General features: G+C 70.9%; 20 protein-coding genes. 8 read left to right on the forward strand and 12 right to left on the reverse strand.

What is annotated here, in order from left to right; genetic code table 11:
- Positions 1-135: 135 nt before the first annotated feature.
- The 12 genes from HYV93_25505 to shc form a co-directional block, all read right to left on the reverse strand.
- Complete coding sequence (locus tag HYV93_25505) at positions 136-2,898, reverse strand: MMPL family transporter (GenBank protein ID MBI2529331.1); 2,763 nt, start codon at positions 2,896-2,898, stop codon at positions 136-138.
- Between the two features lie 84 nt (positions 2,899-2,982).
- Entirely contained in the window at positions 2,983-4,056 is a 1,074-nt protein-coding gene (locus HYV93_25510; protein ID MBI2529332.1) for an inositol-3-phosphate synthase, read from the reverse strand.
- An 80-nt stretch (positions 4,057-4,136) separates the two neighbouring features.
- Entirely contained in the window at positions 4,137-5,147 is a 1,011-nt protein-coding gene (locus tag HYV93_25515; protein ID MBI2529333.1) for a flippase-like domain-containing protein, read from the reverse strand.
- 64 nt (positions 5,148-5,211) lie between these two features.
- Positions 5,212-6,402, reverse strand: a complete 1,191-nt coding sequence (locus HYV93_25520; GenBank protein ID MBI2529334.1) for a CDP-alcohol phosphatidyltransferase family protein — start codon at positions 6,400-6,402, stop codon at positions 5,212-5,214.
- Between the two features lies 1 nt (position 6,403).
- Complete coding sequence (locus tag HYV93_25525; protein ID MBI2529335.1) at positions 6,404-7,144, reverse strand: phosphocholine cytidylyltransferase family protein; 741 nt, start codon at positions 7,142-7,144, stop codon at positions 6,404-6,406.
- The gene (locus HYV93_25530) at positions 7,141-7,320 is read right to left on the reverse strand and encodes a hypothetical protein (protein ID MBI2529336.1); all 180 of its coding nucleotides are present in this window, start codon (positions 7,318-7,320) and stop codon (positions 7,141-7,143) included. Before HYV93_25530 ends, HYV93_25525 begins: the two co-directional genes overlap by 4 nt.
- A 78-nt stretch (positions 7,321-7,398) precedes the next feature.
- Positions 7,399-8,025 (reverse strand): ABC transporter substrate-binding protein, encoded by a 627-nt coding sequence (locus HYV93_25535; GenBank protein ID MBI2529337.1) that lies wholly within the window; start codon positions 8,023-8,025, stop codon positions 7,399-7,401.
- A 20-nt stretch (positions 8,026-8,045) separates the two neighbouring features.
- The gene (locus tag HYV93_25540; protein ID MBI2529338.1) at positions 8,046-9,500 is read right to left on the reverse strand and encodes a TolC family protein; all 1,455 of its coding nucleotides are present in this window, start codon (positions 9,498-9,500) and stop codon (positions 8,046-8,048) included.
- 26 nt (positions 9,501-9,526) lie between these two features.
- Positions 9,527-9,967: an outer membrane lipid asymmetry maintenance protein MlaD gene (gene mlaD / locus HYV93_25545; GenBank protein MBI2529339.1), complete on the reverse strand. Its 441-nt coding sequence runs from the start codon at positions 9,965-9,967 to the stop codon at positions 9,527-9,529.
- Between the two features lie 193 nt (positions 9,968-10,160).
- A complete protein-coding gene (locus HYV93_25550; protein MBI2529340.1) occupies positions 10,161-10,907 on the reverse strand; it encodes an ATP-binding cassette domain-containing protein in 747 nt (248 codons plus the stop codon).
- The gene (locus tag HYV93_25555; protein MBI2529341.1) at positions 10,904-11,710 is read right to left on the reverse strand and encodes an ABC transporter permease; all 807 of its coding nucleotides are present in this window, start codon (positions 11,708-11,710) and stop codon (positions 10,904-10,906) included. Before HYV93_25555 ends, HYV93_25550 begins: the two co-directional genes overlap by 4 nt.
- Positions 11,707-13,662 (reverse strand): squalene--hopene cyclase, encoded by a 1,956-nt coding sequence (gene shc, locus HYV93_25560; GenBank protein ID MBI2529342.1) that lies wholly within the window; start codon positions 13,660-13,662, stop codon positions 11,707-11,709. Before shc ends, HYV93_25555 begins: the two co-directional genes overlap by 4 nt.
- A gap of 136 nt (positions 13,663-13,798) precedes the next feature.
- On the opposite strand from shc, the gene HYV93_25565 reads away from it, so the two are divergent.
- The 8 genes from HYV93_25565 (at position 13,799) to HYV93_25600 (ending at position 20,910) form a co-directional block, all read left to right on the forward strand.
- Positions 13,799-14,599 carry a carotenoid biosynthesis protein gene (locus tag HYV93_25565; protein ID MBI2529343.1) on the forward strand — a complete coding sequence of 267 codons (801 nt, stop codon included), beginning with the start codon at positions 13,799-13,801 and terminating at the stop codon, positions 14,597-14,599.
- 135 nt (positions 14,600-14,734) lie between these two features.
- Positions 14,735-15,751 carry an adenosyl-hopene transferase HpnH gene (gene hpnH, locus HYV93_25570; protein MBI2529344.1) on the forward strand — a complete coding sequence of 339 codons (1,017 nt, stop codon included), beginning with the start codon at positions 14,735-14,737 and terminating at the stop codon, positions 15,749-15,751.
- A 1-nt stretch (position 15,752) separates the two neighbouring features.
- Positions 15,753-16,085 carry a hypothetical protein gene (locus HYV93_25575; protein MBI2529345.1) on the forward strand — a complete coding sequence of 111 codons (333 nt, stop codon included), beginning with the start codon at positions 15,753-15,755 and terminating at the stop codon, positions 16,083-16,085.
- A 4-nt stretch (positions 16,086-16,089) separates the two neighbouring features.
- Positions 16,090-16,797 (forward strand): hypothetical protein, encoded by a 708-nt coding sequence (locus tag HYV93_25580; GenBank protein MBI2529346.1) that lies wholly within the window; start codon positions 16,090-16,092, stop codon positions 16,795-16,797.
- 11 nt (positions 16,798-16,808) lie between these two features.
- Complete coding sequence (locus HYV93_25585; protein ID MBI2529347.1) at positions 16,809-17,822, forward strand: NAD-dependent epimerase/dehydratase family protein; 1,014 nt, start codon at positions 16,809-16,811, stop codon at positions 17,820-17,822.
- The gene (gene hpnD / locus HYV93_25590) at positions 17,819-18,700 is read left to right on the forward strand and encodes a presqualene diphosphate synthase HpnD (protein MBI2529348.1); all 882 of its coding nucleotides are present in this window, start codon (positions 17,819-17,821) and stop codon (positions 18,698-18,700) included. The genes HYV93_25585 and hpnD overlap by 4 nt, the downstream gene beginning before the upstream one ends.
- A 171-nt stretch (positions 18,701-18,871) precedes the next feature.
- A complete protein-coding gene (locus HYV93_25595) occupies positions 18,872-19,882 on the forward strand; it encodes an alcohol dehydrogenase catalytic domain-containing protein (GenBank protein MBI2529349.1) in 1,011 nt (336 codons plus the stop codon).
- Positions 19,879-20,910: an alcohol dehydrogenase catalytic domain-containing protein gene (locus tag HYV93_25600; GenBank protein ID MBI2529350.1), complete on the forward strand. Its 1,032-nt coding sequence runs from the start codon at positions 19,879-19,881 to the stop codon at positions 20,908-20,910. The genes HYV93_25595 and HYV93_25600 overlap by 4 nt, the downstream gene beginning before the upstream one ends.
- Positions 20,911-21,042 lie beyond the last annotated feature (132 nt).

Here is a 21,042-nt window from a genome sequence, read left to right on the forward strand (position 1 = left end):
CCCGAGCCAGCGCGGCGGCTGGCGGTGGGCTTTGACTTGCTCCCGACTCCGTAGTAACTACGCTCCTCGGGCGAGAATCGCGCGTGATTTCAGCCCGTTTCCCGAAGCGCCCACCAGCTCCGGGGTAAACTCACGCTAGGCGGCGGGGGAGCGGGTGAGCGTGTCCGCCGCGGGCTGCCGCCGGACCCCCGTGCGCGGCAGCATGCGGAGCACCACGGGCAGCACCACCAGCGAGGCCAGCAGCCCGCAGGCCGACCCGAGGGTGAGGAGCAGGCCGAGGCCGAAGATCCCCTGGTGGCGGGCCATCATCAGGCTGCCGAAGCCCACGATGGTGGTGAGCCCGTTGAGCGCCACCGCCATCACCGTGCTCCGCGCCACCAGCGGGCCCCCGTGCTCCCGGCCTTCCAGGTAGCGCATCACGATGTTCAGCCCGAACTCCGCCGAGGTCCCGATGATCAGCGGGAGCCCCCACACGTTGGCCATGGTGAACTTGAGGTCGAAGACCCACATGAGGCCCAGGGTCCAGAGCAGCCCGAGGCCCAGCGGCAGCAGGGCCAGCAGGGTCAGGCGCACCCGCCGGATCATCCAGAACGTGAGCCCGCCCACCAGGATGAAGGCGTAGGCCGTCCCCTGGACGTAGGCCCGTTCCATGAGCCGGATGGCCTCGTAGGTGATGATGGGCGCGCCGGTCACGTCCGGGTCCACCGACCTGAGCTCGGTGACGAACTGCTCCGCGCCCGCGCGCTCCCAGATGTCCACCTTGGGGTGGACCTGCAGGAGGAAGCGCCCGCTGTTGCCGACGAACTTCCGGCGCAGCTCGTCGGGCAGGTCGGTCAGCTCCACCGGCCGGGGCCGGAGGTTCCGCTGGAGCATGTGGAACTTGGCCACGAAGTCGCGGTAGAGCTGCGCCTGCAGGTGGGTGAGCGCCGGCTCGGCCAGCTCCCGGTCCGCCGAGGCGAGCTGGCTCAGCAGCGCCCCCGTCTGCTCCCGCAGCTGGCGGACCTCCTTCGGGAGCCGGTCGCCCGCCTCGCTTGCCGCCAGGTCCAGGCGGCGCTTGAGATCGCGCACGGCCTGGGTCAGCCGGTCGACGTCCACCGCGCTGGACCGCGCCACCTTCACCGGCGCCACCAGCGGGGCGAAGCTCTTGATGAGGGCGGTCTTCTCCCGCTGCTCCTCCGGGATCAGGTGGAGCACGGAGTCCACCTCGGAGACGGACGGGAGCCGCTCGAAGGCCTCCTGCTTCCGCCTGAGCTCCTCGAGGGAGCCGGCCGAGGCCAGCCCGTTGAAGCCGGAGCGCCCGGTCGTGGCGAGGATCCGCTTCTCCCACGCCACGGATTCCGTCCCCTTGGCCTGGAGATTGAGCATGTTGTAGTCGAAGCCGACGGACGGCAGCGCCCAGACGGAGGCGGCCGTGAGCGCGCCGGCCGCCACGAGGATGGTGACCGGAAAACGGGTGAGGCGCTCGAGAATCGGCACACGGATGCGCTCGAGCTCGTGGGCGCGCGGCTTCTGGTCCCGCGGGCGGGCGGCATGGTGCCGGTCAATCAGGACGAGGAGCGCCGGGAAGAAGGTCATCATGCTGACCCAGGCCAGCAGGATCGAGCTGCCCGCGATGAAGCCCAGCTCCTGGATCCCCCGGAAATCCGTGAGCCCGAGCACGTAGAAAGTCCCGCCCGCCGTGAGCGCCCCGAGGAGCATCCCGGGGCCGGTGCGGGCCGCGGTGAGCTCCAGCGCCTCCTTCAAGTTCCGGCCCAGGAAGATCTCCTCCTCGTAGCGGAAGAGGAAGTAGATCCCGTAGTCGATGCCGATGCCGACCACGATGGAGATGAACATCACGGAGAAGATCGTGAGGTGGCCGACCGTGAGCGTGACGACGCCCATGGCCCAGGCCAGGCTCACGGCGAGCACAACCAGCATCAGGAGCGGCTTCCCCACGCGCCAGAACGCGAGCGTCATCACCAGGAGTGTCAGCGCGAACGCAAGGACGGTGGCGACCTGGCTGTCCTGGAAGGCCGCCGACATCTCGTCGTTGGAGAGCACGGGGGCTCCCGTCACGCCCGCCTGCACGGAGGGGAAGACCGGGCGGAGGCGATCGATCACGCTCCGGATCGTGTCGATGGCCCGCTGATCCCCGACGAAACTGCCCTTCTGTCCCTCGGGGGTCTCGACGAGCACGAAGAGCAGGCTCTTGTCATCGGAGCGGAAGTAGCCGGCATCCGCCGGCGCCTCCCCGCCGAACGAGAAGAGCGTCCCCCAGGGGGAGCGGTAGGGCATCGGGCGGTCGAGCCGGGTCGCGATCTGCTCCAGCAGGACACGGAGGAACCGCGTGTCGGTGGGCTGGTTGTCCGACAGGCCCAGGTCGAAGATGTTCGTGATGAACGCCGCAGCAAGCTGCCTGTTCACCCCTTCCACGAGCTGGGCAAGGCTCGGATCGGCGGCGAAGCTTTCCATGAACTCCTGGTGATCGAAGATCTTGTCGCGGATCTCGCGCAGCTTGGCCGTGGACAGGTAGAGGAGCTGGCGCCCCTCGAAACGCTTCGGGTCGATGCGGTAGGAGGCGCGAGGGAACTGGACCGGGGAGTGGCGGAGCTCCTGGACGAGGCGGCTCGCATAGTCCTTCGCCGCCTCGAACGAGCGCGTCTCGACGACGACGACGATGTCCTCCAGCTCGCCGAACTCCCGGCTGTACTCCACGTAACGGAGGACGTAGCCGGCGTTCTTGGGCAGGACGTCGCGCCCGGAGGTCTTGAAGCGCAGGCCCTGGACCGTGACCGCCGCACCCAGCAGCGCCAGAAGCAGGGACAGCGCGACCGTCAGGACCGGGCGCCGGCAGGACACCCGAACCAGGCTGCGCAGCAGGCGGCCAGTTCTCGAGATCGCGATCATGGGAAGGGACACGCAGAACGCCTCAAGTCTACCACCGGGGTCCGCCAGCGGCGACACGTGGCGGAGGGGAGTCCCGGGCTCCCCGGGGCCGCGGGGCTACTCGTCGCCGGCGATGAACTGCTCGAGGCGCGCCCGGGCCTCCTCGTCCGACCACTGCCGGGGCGGGGACTTCATCAGGTAGGCGGACGGGGCGAGGAGGGCCCCCTTGAGGCCCCGGTCCATGGCGATCTTGCAGCAGCGGATGGCGTCGATCACGACGCCGGCCGAGTTTGGCGAGTCCCAGACCTCGAGCTTGAGCTCGATGTTGATCGGCTGGTCCCCGAAGCCGCGCCCCTCGATCCGGATGTGCGCCCACTTCCGGTCGGCGAGCCACGGCACGTAGTCGCTGGGGCCGATGTGGACGGCGTCGTCGGGGAGGTCGTGGGCGAGCTGCGAGCGGACGGCGTCGGTCTTGGAGATCTTCTTGGACTGCAGCCGCTGGCGCTCCAGCATGTTGTAGAAGTCCGTGTTCCCGCCCACGTTGAGCTGGCTCGTGCGGTCCATGTGGATGCCCCGGTCCATGAAGAGCTTGGTCAACGCCCTGTGCACGATGGTGGCGCCGAGCTGCGATTTCACGTCGTCCCCCACGATGGGCAGGCCCCGCTCCTCGAACCGCCCCCGCCAGTACGCCTCCCGGGCGATGAACACGGGGATGCAGTTGACGAACCCGCAGCCCGCGTCGAGCACCTGCTCGACGTACCACTTGGTCGCCATCTCGCTGCCCACGGGCAGGAAGTTGACCACGACGTCCGTGCGGGTCTCGCGGAGGATCCCCGCGATGTCGGCCGTGGAGCCGGGCGCCTTGGTGATCACCTGGGAGAGGTAGTGCCCGAGGCCGTCGTGGGTCATTCCGCGGTGGACCGGTACGCCGAGGGGCGGCACCTCCGCGAAGCGCACGGTGTTGTTGGGGGCGGTGGCGATGGCCTCGGACAGATCGGCACCGACCTTGCGTGCGTCGATGTCGAAGGCGGCGGAGAACTCGATGTCGCCGACGCGGTACCCGCCGACGCGGGGCCGCATGAGCCCGGGGATGAAGCCGTCAGCGTCGGCTGTCGCGTAGTGCTGGATGCCCTGGACGAGGGCCGAGGCGCAGTTGCCCACTCCGATGATGGCGACGCGGACGGAACCCACGTGAGCCTCCTTGATGAGTGCACCGTAGACGGGACCCCCTCCGGCGTGCGATGCAGGGGGCAGCCGCGGCCGGCCCGAGTCTAGCACAACGGGGGGCGGCCGGGTCGGGTCTGGTGCTCCGTGGCGGCGGCCCCGGCCGCCGCCTGGCGCCCCGATAGCGGGGCCATGGCGGCAAGCCCGACCAGGATCCACGCCGCCTCGCGGAGCCGACGAATCAGCGTGTAGGACAATCCGGCGGCGCCGCCCAGCCCGAAGGCGGCGAAGATGGCGACGTTGCCCCCTTCGAGCGCCCCCAGCGAGGCCGGGATCATGAAGCTCGCGAACTTGACGGCGGTCCCGAAGGACTCGATCGCCACGGCGGCGGGAAGCGAGATCGGCAGCCCGAGAAGGGTGAGCACCAGGTAGATCTCGAGGCTGCCGGCAGTCCAGGCCGCGAAGTGGAACAGGACGGCGGCCAGGAGCCGGCGGCGGTGAGCGCGGTAGAACGCGGCCAGGGCCCGGTCCAGACCCTCGAGCCGCTCCTGTCCGCGCTCGCCTGGCCCCATCCCGAGGCGCCCGAGCAGGCGGCCGCCGCGCCCCGCCGGGCCCCGGAGCTGGACCATGACGAAGCCCCCCACCCCGGCTACTTCGAGTCCGAGCAGCAGGACCATCGCGGTCATCAGGGGGCTCGCGGCCGGCACGAGCGAGGTGGCGACGAGGAGGCCGAGCACGAGAAACAGCCCCTGGCCGACGACGACCGTGGTCTTGTCGACGATCACCGAGGCGAGCCCCTCCGGGAGCGGCACCCAGGGCCGCAGCAGGTAGGCCTTCACGGGCTCCCCGCCGACGGAGGCTGTCGGCGTGGTCGCGTTGACCGCCTCCCCGGCCAGCCGGGCACCCCACAGCGGCCAGAAGGGCGCCGCGCGCCCGAGGAAGACGCAGCGCCACGCGAGCGTGTCCAGTGTCGTGGTGAGCGCGTACGGGAAGCAGACCACGAGCAGCAGGCGCCAGGAGAGCGTGCGCACCGACTCCCAGACGGTGGCAGGGCCGACCTCGTACACCAGGTACACGATGAACGCGGCGCCTGCAAGGAGCAGGAGCGGACGGAGCATCCGGAGGAGAACCGAGGCGGGACCGTCGAGGCGGGACACGGGAGACGGGAGCGGGTGGCCGGCCCTAGAGCAGGGCGGCGTGGCGCCGGATCTTCGCCACGCAGGCGATCCAGTACGCCTGCGAGCCCAGGGCGATGATCAGGACGAGGATCGGCAGCGCCGCAGGCAGCGCCCAGGTCAGGAGGACGAAGGTGAGCAGCAGCAGGTAGAAGAGGTCGCGGTTTCCCATGCTCTTGAGCGCCCCCCCGATGGTCTCGCCGACGGCGATCTTTCGCGGCAGGTAGCGCGCCACGAGGGCGCTCAGCGTCACGCCGAGCGCGCCGAGGAAGCCCATGGCGACGGCCCCGGGGCCGCGCCCGGCCGACAGCCCCATGGCCAGGACGACCAGCGAGAGGACCACCGTGTCGATGGTCCAGTCCAGCGCGGCGCCGAATCGCGTCTCCTGGAAGGTGAGGCGCGCCAGCTCGCCGTCGACATGGTCCAGGACCACGGCCAGCGAGTAGAGCCCCAGGCCGAGGACGGCAGCCAGCGGCGTGCCCTGGCAGAAGCCCGACGCCGCCCCGAGCCCGATGAGGAGGCTCGCGGCGCTCACCTGGTTCGGCGTCGCTCGCGTCTGGACGAGGACCCGCGTGATCGGCCGGGAGCAGCGCCGATGGATGAGCCGGTCCACGGCCGTGTCATCGTCGGTGCCGAGGGAGGCGTAGAGGGCCGCCTCGGCGTCCCGGCGGTCGGCCTCGGCGGTCACCCGCACGAAGAGCCCCCCGGCCGGACGGAGCTTTGGCCGCGTCTCCTCCACATGGCGCATCAGCGCGGCCCCGAGACCCGCTCCCGCCGCCAGGAGGGCCCAGAGTCGCGTCACCAGCTCGGGCGGCGCCAGCAGCACGGGCGCCCCGCTCTCTGCCGACTCGACGATGGCCGCCCCACCGACCTCCATGGGGCTCGCCAGGAGGCTGGCCAACGTGCGTGCCTCGATCAGGGCCGAGGCTGGCACGAGGAGGCACGGCTCACACGCGAAGGCCCGGCTCTCGGCCGGGTCGCGGCCGTCGAGCCAGCGCACCCGGCCCGCCAGCCCCTGGATGCGCCGGAGCGCCGCCTCGAGAGCGGGAGTGCGCAGCGCGGCCGGGACGCCCACTCTCTCGGCGCCCGTCCGTGCGGCGGCCACAATGGCCCGCACCGCGAGCGGACGGCCGGCCACTGGCAGCGCGGCGAGGCGGCGCTCGGCGGCGTCTGGGAGGTACAGGACGGCCCGCGCCACGTCAGTGCCCGAGGCGCTCGATCCTCGGGAGGATCTGGCTTTCGGCGCGGGCGAGGTCCTCGGCGAAGTCGACCTCGGTCCAGGGCAGGCCCGTGACGTCCACCCAGCCGACCTCCACGACGCCCAGCAGGCGGTGGAGGGCGTCCTCGTACTCGTTGACGCCGCCGGTCTCCTCGATGGACTCGGCCAGGAGCCGGATGTACTCGGGAGCGTGGGTCGGGCTGCACTTGAAGAACCCGATGCCCTCGCCGACCACCTCCCAGCGCTGGGGGACGAACTTCTTCCCCAGGGCGATCAGGCGATCCCCGACGCCGTAGAGCTTCACCTCCTCGCCGGTGTCCGTGAAGCTCTGATCCAGGAGCAGCGCGCTCGGGTGCGGGGAGGCCATGAGCCGCGACAGGAACGTCGACGGGAACAGCACGTCGGCGTCCATCACGAGGGTCGTGTCCTGCAGGAGGACCTCGCGCGCCCGCCAGAGCGAGAGGATGGAGCCCTTCTGGTACTCGGGATTGTAGACGCAGCGGATGCGCATGTCGCCCCGCCGCTCGCCGGCCGCCGCGCGCACCTGGTCCTCACAGTGGCCGACGACGATAACCGTCTCCTCGACACCGCTGCCGGCGAGGGCAGCGACCATGCGGTCCAGCAGGGAGCGGCCGCCAACGGGCAGTAGGCACTTCTGGGTGTGGTCGGTGAGCGGGCCGAGGCGACGGGCGACGCCGGCCGCCAGGATGACGGCGTTCATCGGCGCCCCCCCGCCGAGCCGCCGGGCGCCTGCCGGACGCGGTCCGTGGCCTGCGCCGCGGAAGCCGCGACGTGGACGAAGTGCACCGGCCGGTCCTGTTCCTTCACGGGTCCTCCCCCGATCCTCGGCAGGGCGCCCTGGCCCATCCGCGCGGTGCGGCCGCCGTCGAAGACCACGCGCTCCGCCCGCGGCGGGCCGGGGTCACCCCGGGGCCGGCGCAGGGCGGACCCGCGCGGTTGCAGGCGGGCGCCGGTCTACTGCGTCTTGGTCGTCTTGCTCTTCTTCTGCGCCTCGTCCTCGAAGGAGACCTCGTCCTGCTTCGCCTTCATCTTCTTGACCAGCTCGCCGTACGAGGAGGTCTGGATGATCTTGTTGAACTGCGTGCGGTAGTTCGACACGAGGCTCACGCCCTCGATGTTCACGTCGTAGACGAGCCACCGGTCCCCCCGGCGGAGCAGGCGGTAGTCGATGGGCACCTCGCTGCCGTTCTTGGTGATGATCTTGGTGCTCACCACCGCCACCTCCGCCTCTACCCGCTCGCTCGTGTACAGGATCCGCTCGCCCCCGTATAGCTCGATCTTCGAGATGTAGGAGCGCTCCAGGAGGTCGCCGAAGAGCCTGATGAACTCCTCGCGCTCTTTGTCGGTGCGCCCCTGCCAGTGCCGCCCCAACGAGCGGCGGGCGATCTCGCCGAAGTCGAAGATGTCGTTGGCGATCTTCCGGACCGCGCTCCGGCGGTCCGCGACCTTGTTGTCCCCCTTCAGGGCCGGGGTGTCGAGCGTCTTGATCACGCGGTCGATGGCCCCCCGGAGCTGCTCCGTGGGCGTCCCCGCCCACGCGCCGCCCGCCGCGGCCAGGCCGAGGAGACACGCGAGTCCCATGCCCACCACGCGAGAAACAGTCATCGAGTGACCTCCGCTGTCGTCAGTGACGTGACGGTCCCAGCCATGAGCGCGCGGATCTCCTCGAGATCCCGACCCGCGGCGTTGTCCAGTCGAGCCAGTCCCACGCGATAGTTGAACACGGCCTGGAGGTACTCCGCGCGGGTTTTCGCCAGCGCCAGCACCGCGTCCGCCAGATCCTTGGTGTCGCCGATGCCGAGGTCGACGTTGGCGCTGGCCGAGACGACCCACTTCTTGGCGTTGTCGCGGGCCCGGTCGAGGACGGCCACGTTCTGTGCCGCCTCGCGGACCTCCCCGTGGGCCCTCGCGACCTGCAGCGGGATGCCCTCGACGGCCTGCACCCGGAGGGTCTCGAGCTTGGCCACCTCCGCCTGGGCCTCGCGGACGCGTCCCGAGGCGACGCCGAAGTCCAGATCGTACCTGAGCCCGAGTACCGGGCCGATATAGGCGTGCTGGAGCGGATCGGAGAGGTAGGCGTTGTTGAGCACGCGGTCCCGGTTCGTCGCCTGGGCCACCGAGCCCTGGATGCCGAAGAACACCATGGGCCAGGCCTTCGCCCGCTCGGCCTCCACCAGCGCCCGCTTCGCGCGCAGTCCTGCTGCGAGCTGGGTGAACTCAGGGCGGTTCGCGCGCGCGTCCTCGACGAAGCGCTCGAGCGGCGGCAGGGGTTCGAGGTCCGCCAGGAGCCGGCTCTCCCCGGGCTCCACGCTGGCCCCCGCCGGGAGCCCCGTCCAGACGCGGAGCGCCTCGGCGGCGATGCCGGCACCGCGCGCGGCCATGTTCATGTTCTTCTCCAGCTCGCCCTGGAGTGCGCGCAGCTTGAAGACGTCCTGCTCGGCGGCGAAGCCGCCTTCCTGGAGGAGCTCGAGGCGCTCGCCGGCCCTCACGAGCTGCTCGTGCAGGTCGTCGAGGAGGGAGCCGAGCTCCCTGAAGAGCAAGAGCCCCGTGTAGGCCTCGCGCACCCTGAGGGCGACCTCTGCGGCCGTCTTGTCGCGTCCCGCCTGCCGGGCTCGCACGCCGTGCTCGGCCGCGGCCCGGAGATTGTCGATGAGCCCGAAGGTGTAGATGGGCTGGACGAGGAGGAGATCCAGACGGCCGAAGGCGCCGTTCACCGCACCCTCCCGGGCGTTCACCGAGCGCAGTGGCGTCGAAAGCCCCGAACCGTCCAGCCGCTCGGCCTCCGGGGACGGCCCGACCACCCCCAGCGCCGTGAGCTGAGGCCAGCGAGCGCCGTCGGCCTGCTCTTTCTTCGCGAGGAAGGCTTCGACGTCGAGGGCCGCGCCCCTCACCTCCGGGCTCCGGGTGACAGCCGCCTTCACGGCGTCGGCGAGCGTGAGGACGACGGTGCCGGCCGGTCGCGGGGCCTGGGCGGAGGCGCCCGCGGCGGTGGCGAGCACGGCCAGCAGTCCGGCGATGCCGAGGCGGAGGCCCCGCGCGTGATCTCTGCGGCTCATGCGGCGTTGCTCCCTCCCACCTGTGCTCACACCTTCCCGAAGATGTACTTGGACAGGAGCTCCTCGAAGTCCACCGGCGGCTCCACCTCGGTGATGCGTCCGTCGGGCGGGATGATCTTCTCGGAGCCACCGGGGTTGATGCGGATGTACTTCTCTCCGATGAGGCCCTTGGTCTTGATCGAGGCGATGGAGTCTTCCTGGAGGCGGATGCCCCGGCGGATGCTCATGAGCACCCGGGCCTGGTAGTCCCACAGCGTGATCCCGTCCACGCGGCCCACCTCGACCCCCGCGATCTCGACGCTGGAGCCGGCCTTCAGCCCCCCGACGGAGGGGAAATCCGCGGTGACCCGGTAGCCTTGCCCTCCGAAGACATCGACTTTGCCGAGTCTGACGGAAAGCCACCCCAGCGCCAAGACGCCGATCAGCACGAACACTCCCACCGACAGCTCCAGCGTGGTACGCCTCATGCCGGGTCTCCTTCACCAGGGGCGGGCACCCGGGCTGTCGCCCGCCCGCCCCCGCCGGAAGCTCCGCCTCCGTGTGTTCCCTCTCGCGATGTCAGCCGCCGCCTTCTTCTCTTGTCTCGCCTGAACGTGAATGACCTCACGCGGCAGCTTGGCCTCTTCGCCCCCATGGAGCTCATCGGTGTCGTCGGGGCCGTCATGCCGGCCGGAGGGCTCCCTCGACGTCCCCGCGGATGAACTGCTGCACGGTGGGGTTCGCGGAGGCCTGGATGGCATCCGGCGCCCCTTGCTCGATGATCACGCCGTCGTGCAGCATGGCCACGCGGTCGGCGATCCCGAAGATCTCGGGAATCTCGTGGCTCACCATCACGGCCGTGAAGCGGAACTTCCGGTGCATCGCGAGGATGAGGTGGTGGATCGTGTTGACCAGGATGGGGTCGAGCCCGGTGGTCGGCTCGTCGAAGAACACCACCTCGGGCTCCGTCACCAGCGCCCGCGCGATGGCCACCCGCTTCCGCATGCCTCCCGAGATCTCCGCGGGGTTCTTGTGCCCCATGCCCGCCAGGCCTACCTGGTCGAGCTTCTCCTCCACGCGCTCCGCGATCTGGCGCCAGCGGAGCGGCGTCTTCTCCCGCAGCGGGAACGCCACGTTGTCGAACACCGACATGGAGTCGAAGAGCGCGCCCCCCTGGAACACGACCCCGTAGCGCTCGCGGACGCGGTCCAACGCCGGGCCGCGGAGTCGGGTGATGTCCGTGCCGTGCACCAGCACGCGGCCCGAGTCCGGCCGCAGCAGCCCCAGGAGGTGCTTCAGCAGCACCGACTTGCCGCCGCCGCTCCGCCCGATGACCACCATGATCTCGCCGGCAGCCACCTCCAGGGTCAGCCCGCGGAGCACGCGCTGGCCGCCGAAGGACCGATGGAGATTCTCGACGCGGATCACGGGAGCACCGTCCCCAGGAAGTAGTCCCACACCAGGATCAGGACCGAGGAGAGCACAACCGCCTGGGTGGTGGCGCGCGCGACCCCCTCGGCGCCGTGCCCGCAGCGGAAGCCCTTGTAGGTGCAGACCCATGTCACGATGACCCCGAAGGAGAGCGCCTTCCAGAAGCCCGTCATGATGTCGGTCATGTCCACGAAGCTCTGCATCTCGCCGAAGTACGTGCCGGCGGACATCCCCAGGAGCTCCACCCCAACCAGGTAGCCGCCGAAGATGCCCACCACGTCGAAGATGCCGGTCATGAGCGGGAAGGTCAGGAGGCCGGCGACGACGGGCGGCACCACCAGGTAGCGGACCGGGTTCAGCGCCATCACCCTGAGCGCGTCGATCTGCTCGGAGATGCGCATGATCCCGATCTCGGCGGTCAGCGCCGAGCCCGCGCGCCCGGTGACGATGAGGGCGCAGAGCACGGGGCCCAGCTCGCGGATCAGCGCCAGCGCCACGGCCGGGCCCAGGAAGGCCTCGGAGCCGAAGCGGGACAGCGTCAGGAAGACCTGCAGACCGAGCACCATGCCCGTGAAGGCGCCCGTGAGGAGAACGATGGTGAGGGAGCGGAAGCCGATGAAGTGGATACGCTCCACCAGCTGGCGCACCTTGAACGGCGGGATGAACACATGCACGACGGCATCGGCCAGGAAGGCGCCAAAGCGCCCCAGCGCGGCCACCACGTCGAGCGCGCCCGCCCCCAGGGTCCCCACGAGACGGGCCGGGAGGGCCTGGGCCGCGGGGGGGACGGACTGGCTCATCCGCGGCTGTTCCGGTAGACCCCGAGCGCCCAGAGCGGGAAGTAGCGGGCGTAGAGGTGGTACTTCAGGTAGAAGACGCGCGGGAAGCCCGTCCCGTTCCAGAACGGATCCTCCCAGGTTCCATCCCCCCCCTGGCTGTCCAGCAGGAAGGCGATGCCCCGCTCGACGGTCGGGCCGTCACGGCGCCCGGCGGCGAGAAGGCCCAGCAGCGCCCACGCAGTCTGGCTCGGGATGGACTCCCCGCAGCCCGCCAGCGTCGGGTCCTCGTAGGAGGCCAGAGTCTCGCCCCAGCCGCCGTCCGGGTTCTGCCGCGCCTCGAGCCAGGCCACCGCGCGCTCCACGTACTCCTGCGACAGGCTCTCCCCGACGACGCCGACGCCGCGCAGCACGGACCAGGTGCCGTAGATGTAGTTGGCCCCCCAGCGCCCGTACCAGGGGCCATCGTGGCGCTGGGTTCGCCGGATGAACCCGACCGCTCGGCGGACCACGGGGAGGTCGGGGGCGTAGCCGAGGGTGCCGAGCAGCTCGAGCCCGCGCCCCGTGAGGTCCTCCGTAGACGGGTCCAGGAGGGCGCCATGGTCGGCGAAGGGGATGTTGTTGAAGATGAGCCGGTTGTTGTCGGCGTCGAAGGAACCCCAGCCGCCGTCGGAGCCCTGCATCCCCAGGAACCACTCCAGCCCCCGCTCGAGCGCGCGCCGCCGGCGCGCCGGATCGAGCCCGTCGATCTTGCGGAGGGCCATCATGACCATGGCCGAGTCGTCAAGATCCGGGTAGAAGTCGTTGTGATACTGGAAGGGCCAGCCCCCCGGCGTGACATCGGGGCGCTTGGCCTGCCAGTCACCGGGGACCGTGACCTGGTGGTCCATCATCCACTCGCCGGCGCGCACGAGGGCCGCGTGATCGGCAGGCAGCCCCGACTCGATCAGCGCGTTGGCGGCGATGGAGGTGTCCCAGACCGGCGACACGCACGGCTGGTAGTGCAGCGACTGGCCGTCCTCCACGCCAAGCGCCTCGATCTCCTTCACCTGGCCGCGGATCAGCGGGTGATCGTCCGGGTATCCCTGGCAGCGCAGGGCAAGCACCGAGTTGACCATGGCCGGGAAGATTCCCCCGAGCCCGCCCGGCACGGCCAGCCGTTCCTCGAGCCAGCGGCGCGCCGCCTCGATGGCGCGGCGGCGGAACGGCCGGGGCCCCAGGCGCTCCCAGCCCTTGAGGCAGTCGTCCACGCCGATGAAGAAGTTCTTCCAGAGGAAGGTCTTCGCGGAGAAGGGACGGGGCACCCGGTGGAACCGGAGGCTGGAGCGCTCCCGGGGGACCGGCCAGAGCTCGTCCAGGTGGCACTCCGGAGCCAGGCGCTTCACCGGCTTGACGTCCATCAGGATCAGGAGCGGTACGATGACGGTGCGCGACCAGTAGGAGACCTCGAGCAGGTTGAAGTACGACCAGCGTGGCAGGAGCATGATCTCCACGGGCATGGCCGGGATACCCGACCAGTCGTACTCCCCGAAGAGCGCCAGCAGGATCTTGGTGAAGACGTTGGCCTCGACGGGACCGCCTGATCGCCGGACCAGCGCCCGGGCCGCGGTCATGGCCGGATCCTCGGGCAGCACCCCGGCCGCCTTCATGGCGAAGTAAGCCTTGATGGTTGCCGAGAGGTTCGCCGGGCCGCCGTCATAGAGGCTGAAACCCCCGTCTGGCAATTGCTGGCGACGGAGGTAATGCACCATCTTCTCCTCCCGCTCCCGATCGACGCGGCCGAGGAGGTGGCAGGAGAGGAGGTACTCGCTGGTGATCGTGCTGTCGGCCTCCAGCTCGCCCACCCAGTGGCCGTCCGGGGCCTGGGCCGAGAGGAGATGCTGCTGGGCCCGCTCGATGGCGGCGTCGATGTCGCGTGCGCGTGTGCCAGACGACGCCCGAGAGGCAGGGGCCGGATCGGTTCTCGGGACAAACATCGCTACATACTAGCACAGCGCCCCGGCAATCCCTATGCAGCCAAACCTTGAAAAAACTCGCGGGCTTGGATAACTTGACGCAGCGGCCCGCTTCCACGCGGCCCAGCGGCGGCGGGTGTCACGGAGGGCACTGCGAGTGAGCGAGGTCGTGGCGATCGGCACGCTCGTGTGGGGGACCGTGTCCCTGCGCCCCTATGTCGTCGTCCTTCTCGCGGCCTTCCTCGTTCTCGCGGTACGAGACGTGGGGGGCAGGAAGGCCGCGGCGTTCCTCGTCTGGGGCTGGGCCGTCGCCTTCGCGGCCGAGTACGCCTCGACCCGGGTGGGCCTGCCCTTCGGCCTCTACCACTACACGGGCGCGACGGTGGGGCGCGAGCTGTACCTGTCGAATATCCCGCTCTTTGACTCACTGTCCTTTCCCGTCCTGGCCTATGCCTCCTGGTGCCTCGCCCGCTGGGCGTCGGGGCGCGCGGGGGGCGCCGCCGCGGTGGGGCTGTCCGGGATCGTGATGATGCTCCTGGACGTGGTGATCGATCCGCTGGCGGTCCGGGGGGAGCGGTGGTTTCTCGGTTACATCTTCTTCTACCCGGACGGGGGAGCCTATTTCGGCGTGCCGTTGTCGAACTTCTTCGGCTGGACGATCGTCGGCTGGGTCATCGTCGCGGGGTACGTACGGGTAGCGGCCGGATCCACGCCTCTGCGAGGGTCGGTGCGCCTCGGGGCCGGTCTCTACTACGGCGTCTTCCTCTTCGGCTGGATCCTGACGGTCTGGATCGGCCAGCCCTTGCTGGCCGCGACGGGATTCCTGATTCACGGCGCTCTGTTTCTGGTACTCTGGGGCGGGTTTGCCGGCCGGGCCGTGGCGCTGGCGGATGCGGGCGGCCACTGGCGGGGCTCGTCCGGCCCCCGCGAGCCCGAGGGTGCCACCTCTACCTCATGACCGGGAACGCGGTAGGATGGTCCCCGATGAGCCTTTGCGCGAAGAGGCTCGGGGTGGAGCGGGCGCCCCGATGAGCCGCGTAGCGGCGAAGAGGCCAAACCGCAACCCGATGTCTTCCACATTCAAGCGAGATAAATGAGCGTCCCACTATCCCAGATGGTGACGGTGGCCTCCTACATCGTGAGGCAGAAGCTCGCTCGCCGGCAGCGCTACCCGCTCGTGCTGATGCTCGAGCCCCTCTTCCGCTGCAACCTGTCCTGCGCCGGGTGCGGGAAGATCCAGTACCCCGCTCAGATCCTCAAGAAGCACCTGACAGTGGAACAATGCGTCAATGCCGTGGAGGAGTGCGGGGCCCCCATCGTGGCCATCCCCGGGGGCGAGCCGCTCATGCACCCGGAGATCGACAGGCTCGTGGCGGCGCTGGTCGCGAAGCGGAAGTACGTGTACCTCTGTACCAATGGCCTCCTCCTCGCTGAGAGGCTCGCGTTGTTCACGCCCTCCAGGTACCTGAGCTTCAGCGTGCACGTGGACGGGCTGCGCGACGAGCACGACGACGCGGTCTGCCGGGAGGGTGTCTACGACCGCGCCGTGGGGGCGATCCGCGAGGCCCTGGCCCGCGGGTTCCGCGTCACCACCAACACCACGCTCTTCGATGGGACCTCGCCGGTCAGGATGCGCGCCTTCTTCGACGAGATGATGAGCCTGGGGGTGGAGGGCATGATGCTCTCGCCCGGGTACAGCTACTCGAAGGCGCCCGATCAGGAGCACTTCCTGCGCCGGACGAAGACCCATGCCCTGTTCGCGCGGATGCTCGACCGCCCCAAGCGGCGCTGGAAGTTCAACCAGTCGCCGCTCTTCCTGCGCTTCCTCATGGGCAAGCACGACTTCGACTGCACGCCCTGGGGCATGCCGACCTACAACATGTTCGGCTGGCAGCGCCCCTGCTACCTCCTGCAGGAGGGCTATGCCGCGACCTTCCGGGAGCTGATGGAGACCACCGAGTGGCAGCGGTACGGCCACCGGAGCGGCAACGAGAAGTGCCAGGACTGCATGGTGCACAGCGGGTTCGAGGCGACGGCGGTGAACCACACCTTCGGCTCGCTCAGGGGTTTCCTCGAGACCGTGGTGGTCACGCTGACGCACAGGCTCTAGCATGTCCCTGGAAGGGTGGACGCCACAGCTCGGGCCCTATCTCACGCTGGAGGAAGTGGTCGAGCACGCCTTCGACTACCGCGGCAACGTCACCGTGGTCAGCACAGACGGGACCGAGACCGTCGGCTATCTGTTCAATCGCGACGCGGGCGCGCCCGAGCCCTTCGTCGAGATGTTCGACGAGGCCGGCCAGGGCCCCATCCGGATTCGCCTCGCCGACATCGCGACCATCACGTTCACCGGCAAGGACACGGCCGCCGGCAACTCGTGGACCGCCTGGCTCGAGCGCAAGGACAGGGAAAGGGCCGAGAAAGCCGCCGCCTCCGGCGCGTAGCGCGGTGAGCGGACTCCTGATCCTGACAGCCGTGGAGCTCGAGACCGCGGCGCTGGCACGCCGGCTCGAGTTCCCGCGCCTCTCCGGGCTCCCGTTCCGCGCCTTCGGGCGCGGCGACGTGCGGCTCGCCGCGATCGGCCCACGGGCCAGCCTCCTCGCCGAGCGCTGGTACGGCCTCTCCTGCGGGCTGCACGCGCCGCTCGTGGTGTCCGCGGGGCTCTGCGGAGCTCTGGATCCCCACCTGAGAGTGGGGGACCTCGTCCTTCCCGAGGCCGTCCTCGCTCCGTCCGGCGAGCTCTTGCGGGTGAACGCGCAGGCGCATGGGCTCCTCCTTGCCCGCGCGGGCGGGCGGGCCCGCGCGGGGCGCCTCGTGACGATCTGCGAGGTCGCCGCCACGCCCGAGGCCAAGGCCAGTCTCCGCGCCGGGACGGGCGCCGTGGCGGTGGACATGGAATCGGCCCCGATCCTGACCTGCGCGGAGGAGGCGGGCTGGCCGTCCCTCGTGGTCCGCGGCGTCTCCGACGAGGCGGCCCACGGCGTGCTTCCCGCGCTGAGTGGGCTGGTCGGGGCGGACGGCCGCCTCCACGGCGGACGAGCGCTGGCCCTGGCCCTGACCCACCCGGGGAGCATCGCGCAGGCCGTGGCCCTGCGCCGGGGCAGCCGGCTGGCCCTCGGCGCGGTGGCACGATCGCTGGCTGCGCTGATGGCGTAGGCGGGGTGCGCATGGACGCCCTGGTCACGGGCGGCACGGGCTTCGTCGGCGCCAACCTCGTCCGCGAGCTCCTGGCGGAGGGCCAGACGGTGCGTGTGCTGGCCCGCCCGGGGGGTGATCGCCGGGCCCTCGCTGGCTGCGCTGTCGAGATCGTGGAAGGCGATCTCCTGGTGCCGGATTCCCTCGTCCCGGCGGTGCGCGGCGTGCGTCGCGTCTACCACGTGGCCGCCGACTACCGCCTGTGGGCGAAGGACGCCTCGGCACTCTTCCGGGCCAACGTGGACGGCACGCGCCACGTGCTGGAGGTGGCTGCGACCGCCGGCGTCGAGCGCATCGTCTACACCTCCACCGTGGGAGCGCTCGGCATACCGAAGGACGGCAGCCCCGGGGACGAGCGGACGCCGGTGTCGCTGGCGGACATGGTGGGCCCCTACAAGGCCTCCAAGTTCCTCGCCGAGGAAGTCGCCCGGGAGTACGCGGCGCGCGGCACGCCGGTGGTCATCGTCAATCCCTCGGCGCCGGTGGGGTCGTGGGATGTCAAGCCGACCCCCACCGGCCGGATGATCGTGGACTTCCTCCGGGGCAGGATGGTGGCCTCCCTCGACACGGGGCTCAACCTGGTCCATGTCCGCGACGTCGCGCGCGGCCACATCCTGGCCGCCGAGCGCGGGCGTGTCGGGGAGCGCTACGTGCTCGGGCACCAGAACGTCTCTCTGCTGGAGATCTTCCGCCTGCTGGGTCGTCTCACGGGGGTGCCCGCGCCCCGCTTCCGGGTGCCGTACGCCGTGGCCTGGCTGGCGGCGGTCGGGATGGAGGGCATCGCCAGGCTGACGGGCGTCCCGCCCTCGGTGCCCCTGACGGCGGTGCGCATGGCGCGCAAGCGGATGTACTTCAGCCCGGCCCGCGCCGTCCGGGAACTGGGGCTCCCCCAGACGCCCATCGAGGAGGCGCTCGGGGAGGCCGTCGAGTGGTTCCTGACGCGCGGCTACGCCGAGCGGCGGGCTGGCGGGAGGCGGGCGGCGTGAACCCCGAGCGCTTCGTCTCGCGGCTGACCCGCAAGAGCCGCTCGAACTTCTTCTACGCCTTCCTCCTCCTGCCGCGTGCCCAGCGCGAGGCGATCTTTGCGGTCTACGCCTTCTGTCGCATCGTGGACGACACCGTGGACGTGGGGCAGGACCGCTCGGCCCAGCGCCAGGAGCTGCTGCGCTGGCGGGAGGAGATCGGCCGTGTGTTCGACGGCCGCCCCGAGCACCCCGCCGCCCAGCGCCTCCTGGAAGCGATCCGCGCCTTCCCCATCCCGCGCGGGGCGCTGGAGGACATCATCGACGGCGTGGAGATGGACCTGGACCATCCCAGCTACGAGACCTTCGAGGCACTCTACCCGTACTGCTACCGGGTCGCCTCCGCGGTCGGGCTGTGCGCCATCGCGATCTTCGGCCACTCCGACCCGCGAGCCCGGGAGTACGCCATCAACCTTGGCATCGCGCTGCAGCTCACCAACATCCTCCGCGATGTCCAGCCCGACGCGCGCATGGGGCGGGTCTACCTGCCGCAGGAGGATCTGCGCCGCTTCGGCGTGACGGCGGACGAGCTCCGAGAGGGGCGCTACACTCCCGCGTTCGTGGAGCTGATGACGTGGGAGGCCGGACGCGCCCGCGACTACTACGGGCGGGCCTGGCGGGCCTTCCCGGAGGCCGACCGGCGGACGCTCTTCGCCGCCGAGATCATGGGGCGGACCTACTTCGCCCTGCTGCGCGCCATGGAGGCGAGAGGTTTCCGCGTGTTCGAGCGGCGCGTCAGCGTCCGGGCCTCCCGCCGGCTGGCCATCGCCCTCCGCTGCTGGGCCGGTGCCCGCCTCCGCCCCCGCCGCTCGGAAACTCCAATGACGCGCACGCCCCGATGAGCCCGACAGGGCGAAGAGGCCGAACCGCAACGCGATGTCATCCACATTCAGGCGAGATGAACAGAGCGCCGCAGGCGCGAAGAGGCCGCGGTTGAAGCGACGCCCCGATGAGCCCGACAGGGCGAAGAGGCCGAACCGCAACGCGATGTCATCCACATTCAGGCGAGATAATTGAAAGCCTGCGTGCACGTTGGCGCCGGGATGCTGGAGCTGCGCGACTGGCCCGCACCCTCCGTCGGGCCCGGCGAGCTCCTGCTGCGAGTCCGGGGGTGCGGACTCTGCGGCTCCGACATCGCCAAGCTCGCCTCGAGCCAGGCCACAGTGCCGGCCGTGCTGGGGCACGAGGTCGTCGGGGAGGTGCTGGACGCAGGCCCGGGGGTCTCGCGCTTCGCGCCGGGCGACCGCGTCGTCGTCGCCCATCACGTGCCGTGCTTCCACTGCCACTACTGCCGGCGGGGCAGCCCGTCCATGTGCCGGTCCTTCAAGCGTGGCAACCTGGACCCGGGCGGCTTCGCCGAACGCGTCCGCGTGCCCGCGCCGAACGTCGCGCACGCCGCCTTCGCGATCCCGGCCGGCATGTCCGACGAGACGGCCTCGTTCACCGAGCCCCTGGCGTGCTGCCTGCGCGCCGTCAACCGCTGCGGAACGGCAGCCGGCGACACGGTGCTCGTGGTCGGGCTCGGGTCCATCGGCTGTCTCCTCGTCCAGAGCTTCCGGCTGGCCGGCGCGACGGTGCTGGCCACGGATCTCCTGGCCCAGCGCCGGCGCCTGGGGATCGCGGCGGGGGCGCGGGTGCACGAGCGCGAGGCGGAGCTGGACGGAGAGCTACGCGCCACCACGCAGGGCCGCGGCGCGGATGCCGTCGTCCTCACGGCCGGTGGGGGCGCGGTGCTGCCGTGGGCCCGGGCCCGCGTCCGCGACGGGGGGACGCTCCACTACTTCGCCGGCGGGGCAGGGGAGGCACTGCCGCTGTCGCTGGAAAGCCTCTACCACCACGAGGTGACGCTCTCGGCCACGTACTCGTCCTCGCCCGTGGAGCTCGCCGCGGCGTTCGAGCTCCTCCTGCGGGGCGCAGTGACGGTGGACGGCCTCGTCACTCACCGGCTGTCGCTGGCGCGGCTGGCCGAGGGCGTGGAGCTCGTCAAGCGGCAGCAGGCCGTGAAGGTGTACGTGACCCCATGAGGGCCCAGGTCTTCCACGGGCCGGGCGACCTCCGCCTGGAGGAGATCGCGACGCCCGAGCCCGCCGCAGGCGAGCTGCTCGTCAAGGTCGAGGCGGCACTCACCTGCGGCACCGATGTGAAGACGCTCCGCCGTGGCCACCCGGTCATGATCCCGCGCCTGCCCACCGTCTTCGGTCACGAGCTGGCCGGCACCGTGGCCGGCGTCGGCGCCGGCGTCACCGGCCTTCGCGAGGGCGATCGGGTGGTCGCGGCGAACTCGGCGCCCTGCGGCCGCTGTGCCCTCTGCCGAGCCGGGCGCCCGAACCTCTGCGAGGATCTCCTCTTCGTGAACGGGGCCTATGGAGAGTACATCGCGCTGCCTGCCCGGCTCGTCGAGCGGAACGTGATCCGGATCGCCGCCGGGCTCCCGGCGGCCCGGGCGGCCTTCGTCGAGCCCTTGGCGTGCGCGCTCCGGGGGATCGAGCGCGGGCGGGTTGAGGCCGGGATGACGGTGGTCGTCTTCGGCCACGGCCCCCTCGGCTGTCTCCTGGCGATGGTGGCCGCGCAGCGGAAGGCGCGCGTGCTGCTCGTGGGGAAGGCGGGATGGCGCCTCGACCGGATCCGCGAGGCGCGGCTCGCCGACTGCCTGGATGTGCTGGCGGCGCCCGATCTCCAGGCCGCGATCCGGGCGGCCACGGGCGGGCGGGACGCCGACGTGGCGGTGGATGCCACGGGCCAGCCGGCCGTGTGGGAGCTCGCCATCACCGTCACCGGGCGTGGCGGCACCGTGGTGTTCTTCGGCGGCTGCGCACCCGGGACGACCGTGGCGCTGGACACGCGACGGGCCCACTACGAGGAGCTGACTCTCGTGGGCGCCTTCCATCACACGCCGGACCTGATCCACCGCGCGGTCGAGCTCCTGGAGGCACAGACCCTCGTGCCGGATCGTCTCCTCACGCACACCATGGGGCTGGAGGGCGTGCCCCGCGCCCTCGACATGATGGCCCACGGCGCGGCGCTCAAGGTCCTGATCCACCCGGACCGCTGACCGGCGGCCGCTCCGGGAGATCGTGCTCGCCGGCTCGTGGGCCCGAGCGCGGGGCAACCGTCGCCGCGTCACCGAAGATGCCACGGGCGCCGAACCATGGCCGGCGCCCGTGTGAGATACGAAGTCCTGCGG

Source organism: Candidatus Rokuibacteriota bacterium (genome assembly GCA_016188005.1).
Lineage (GTDB): Bacteria > Methylomirabilota > Methylomirabilia > Rokubacteriales > CSP1-6 > UBA12499.

Coding starts and splice junctions, on each gene's coding strand:
- HYV93_25600 (MBI2529350.1), top strand. CDS start 19,879: ATGAGGGCCCAGGTCTTCCACGGGCCGGGCGACCTCCGCCTGGAGGAG.
- shc (MBI2529342.1), bottom strand. CDS start 13,662: ATGTTTGTCCCGAGAACCGATCCGGCCCCTGCCTCTCGGGCGTCGTCT.
- HYV93_25525 (MBI2529335.1), bottom strand. CDS start 7,144: ATGAACGCCGTCATCCTGGCGGCCGGCGTCGCCCGTCGCCTCGGCCCG.
- hpnH (MBI2529344.1), top strand. CDS start 14,735: ATGAGCGTCCCACTATCCCAGATGGTGACGGTGGCCTCCTACATCGTG.
- HYV93_25515 (MBI2529333.1), bottom strand. CDS start 5,147: ATGCTCCGTCCGCTCCTGCTCCTTGCAGGCGCCGCGTTCATCGTGTAC.
- HYV93_25535 (MBI2529337.1), bottom strand. CDS start 8,025: ATGGGACTCGCGTGTCTCCTCGGCCTGGCCGCGGCGGGCGGCGCGTGG.
- HYV93_25555 (MBI2529341.1), bottom strand. CDS start 11,710: ATGAGCCAGTCCGTCCCCCCCGCGGCCCAGGCCCTCCCGGCCCGTCTC.
- HYV93_25540 (MBI2529338.1), bottom strand. CDS start 9,500: ATGAGCCGCAGAGATCACGCGCGGGGCCTCCGCCTCGGCATCGCCGGA.
- mlaD (MBI2529339.1), bottom strand. CDS start 9,967: ATGAGGCGTACCACGCTGGAGCTGTCGGTGGGAGTGTTCGTGCTGATC.
- HYV93_25585 (MBI2529347.1), top strand. CDS start 16,809: ATGGACGCCCTGGTCACGGGCGGCACGGGCTTCGTCGGCGCCAACCTC.
- HYV93_25575 (MBI2529345.1), top strand. CDS start 15,753: ATGTCCCTGGAAGGGTGGACGCCACAGCTCGGGCCCTATCTCACGCTG.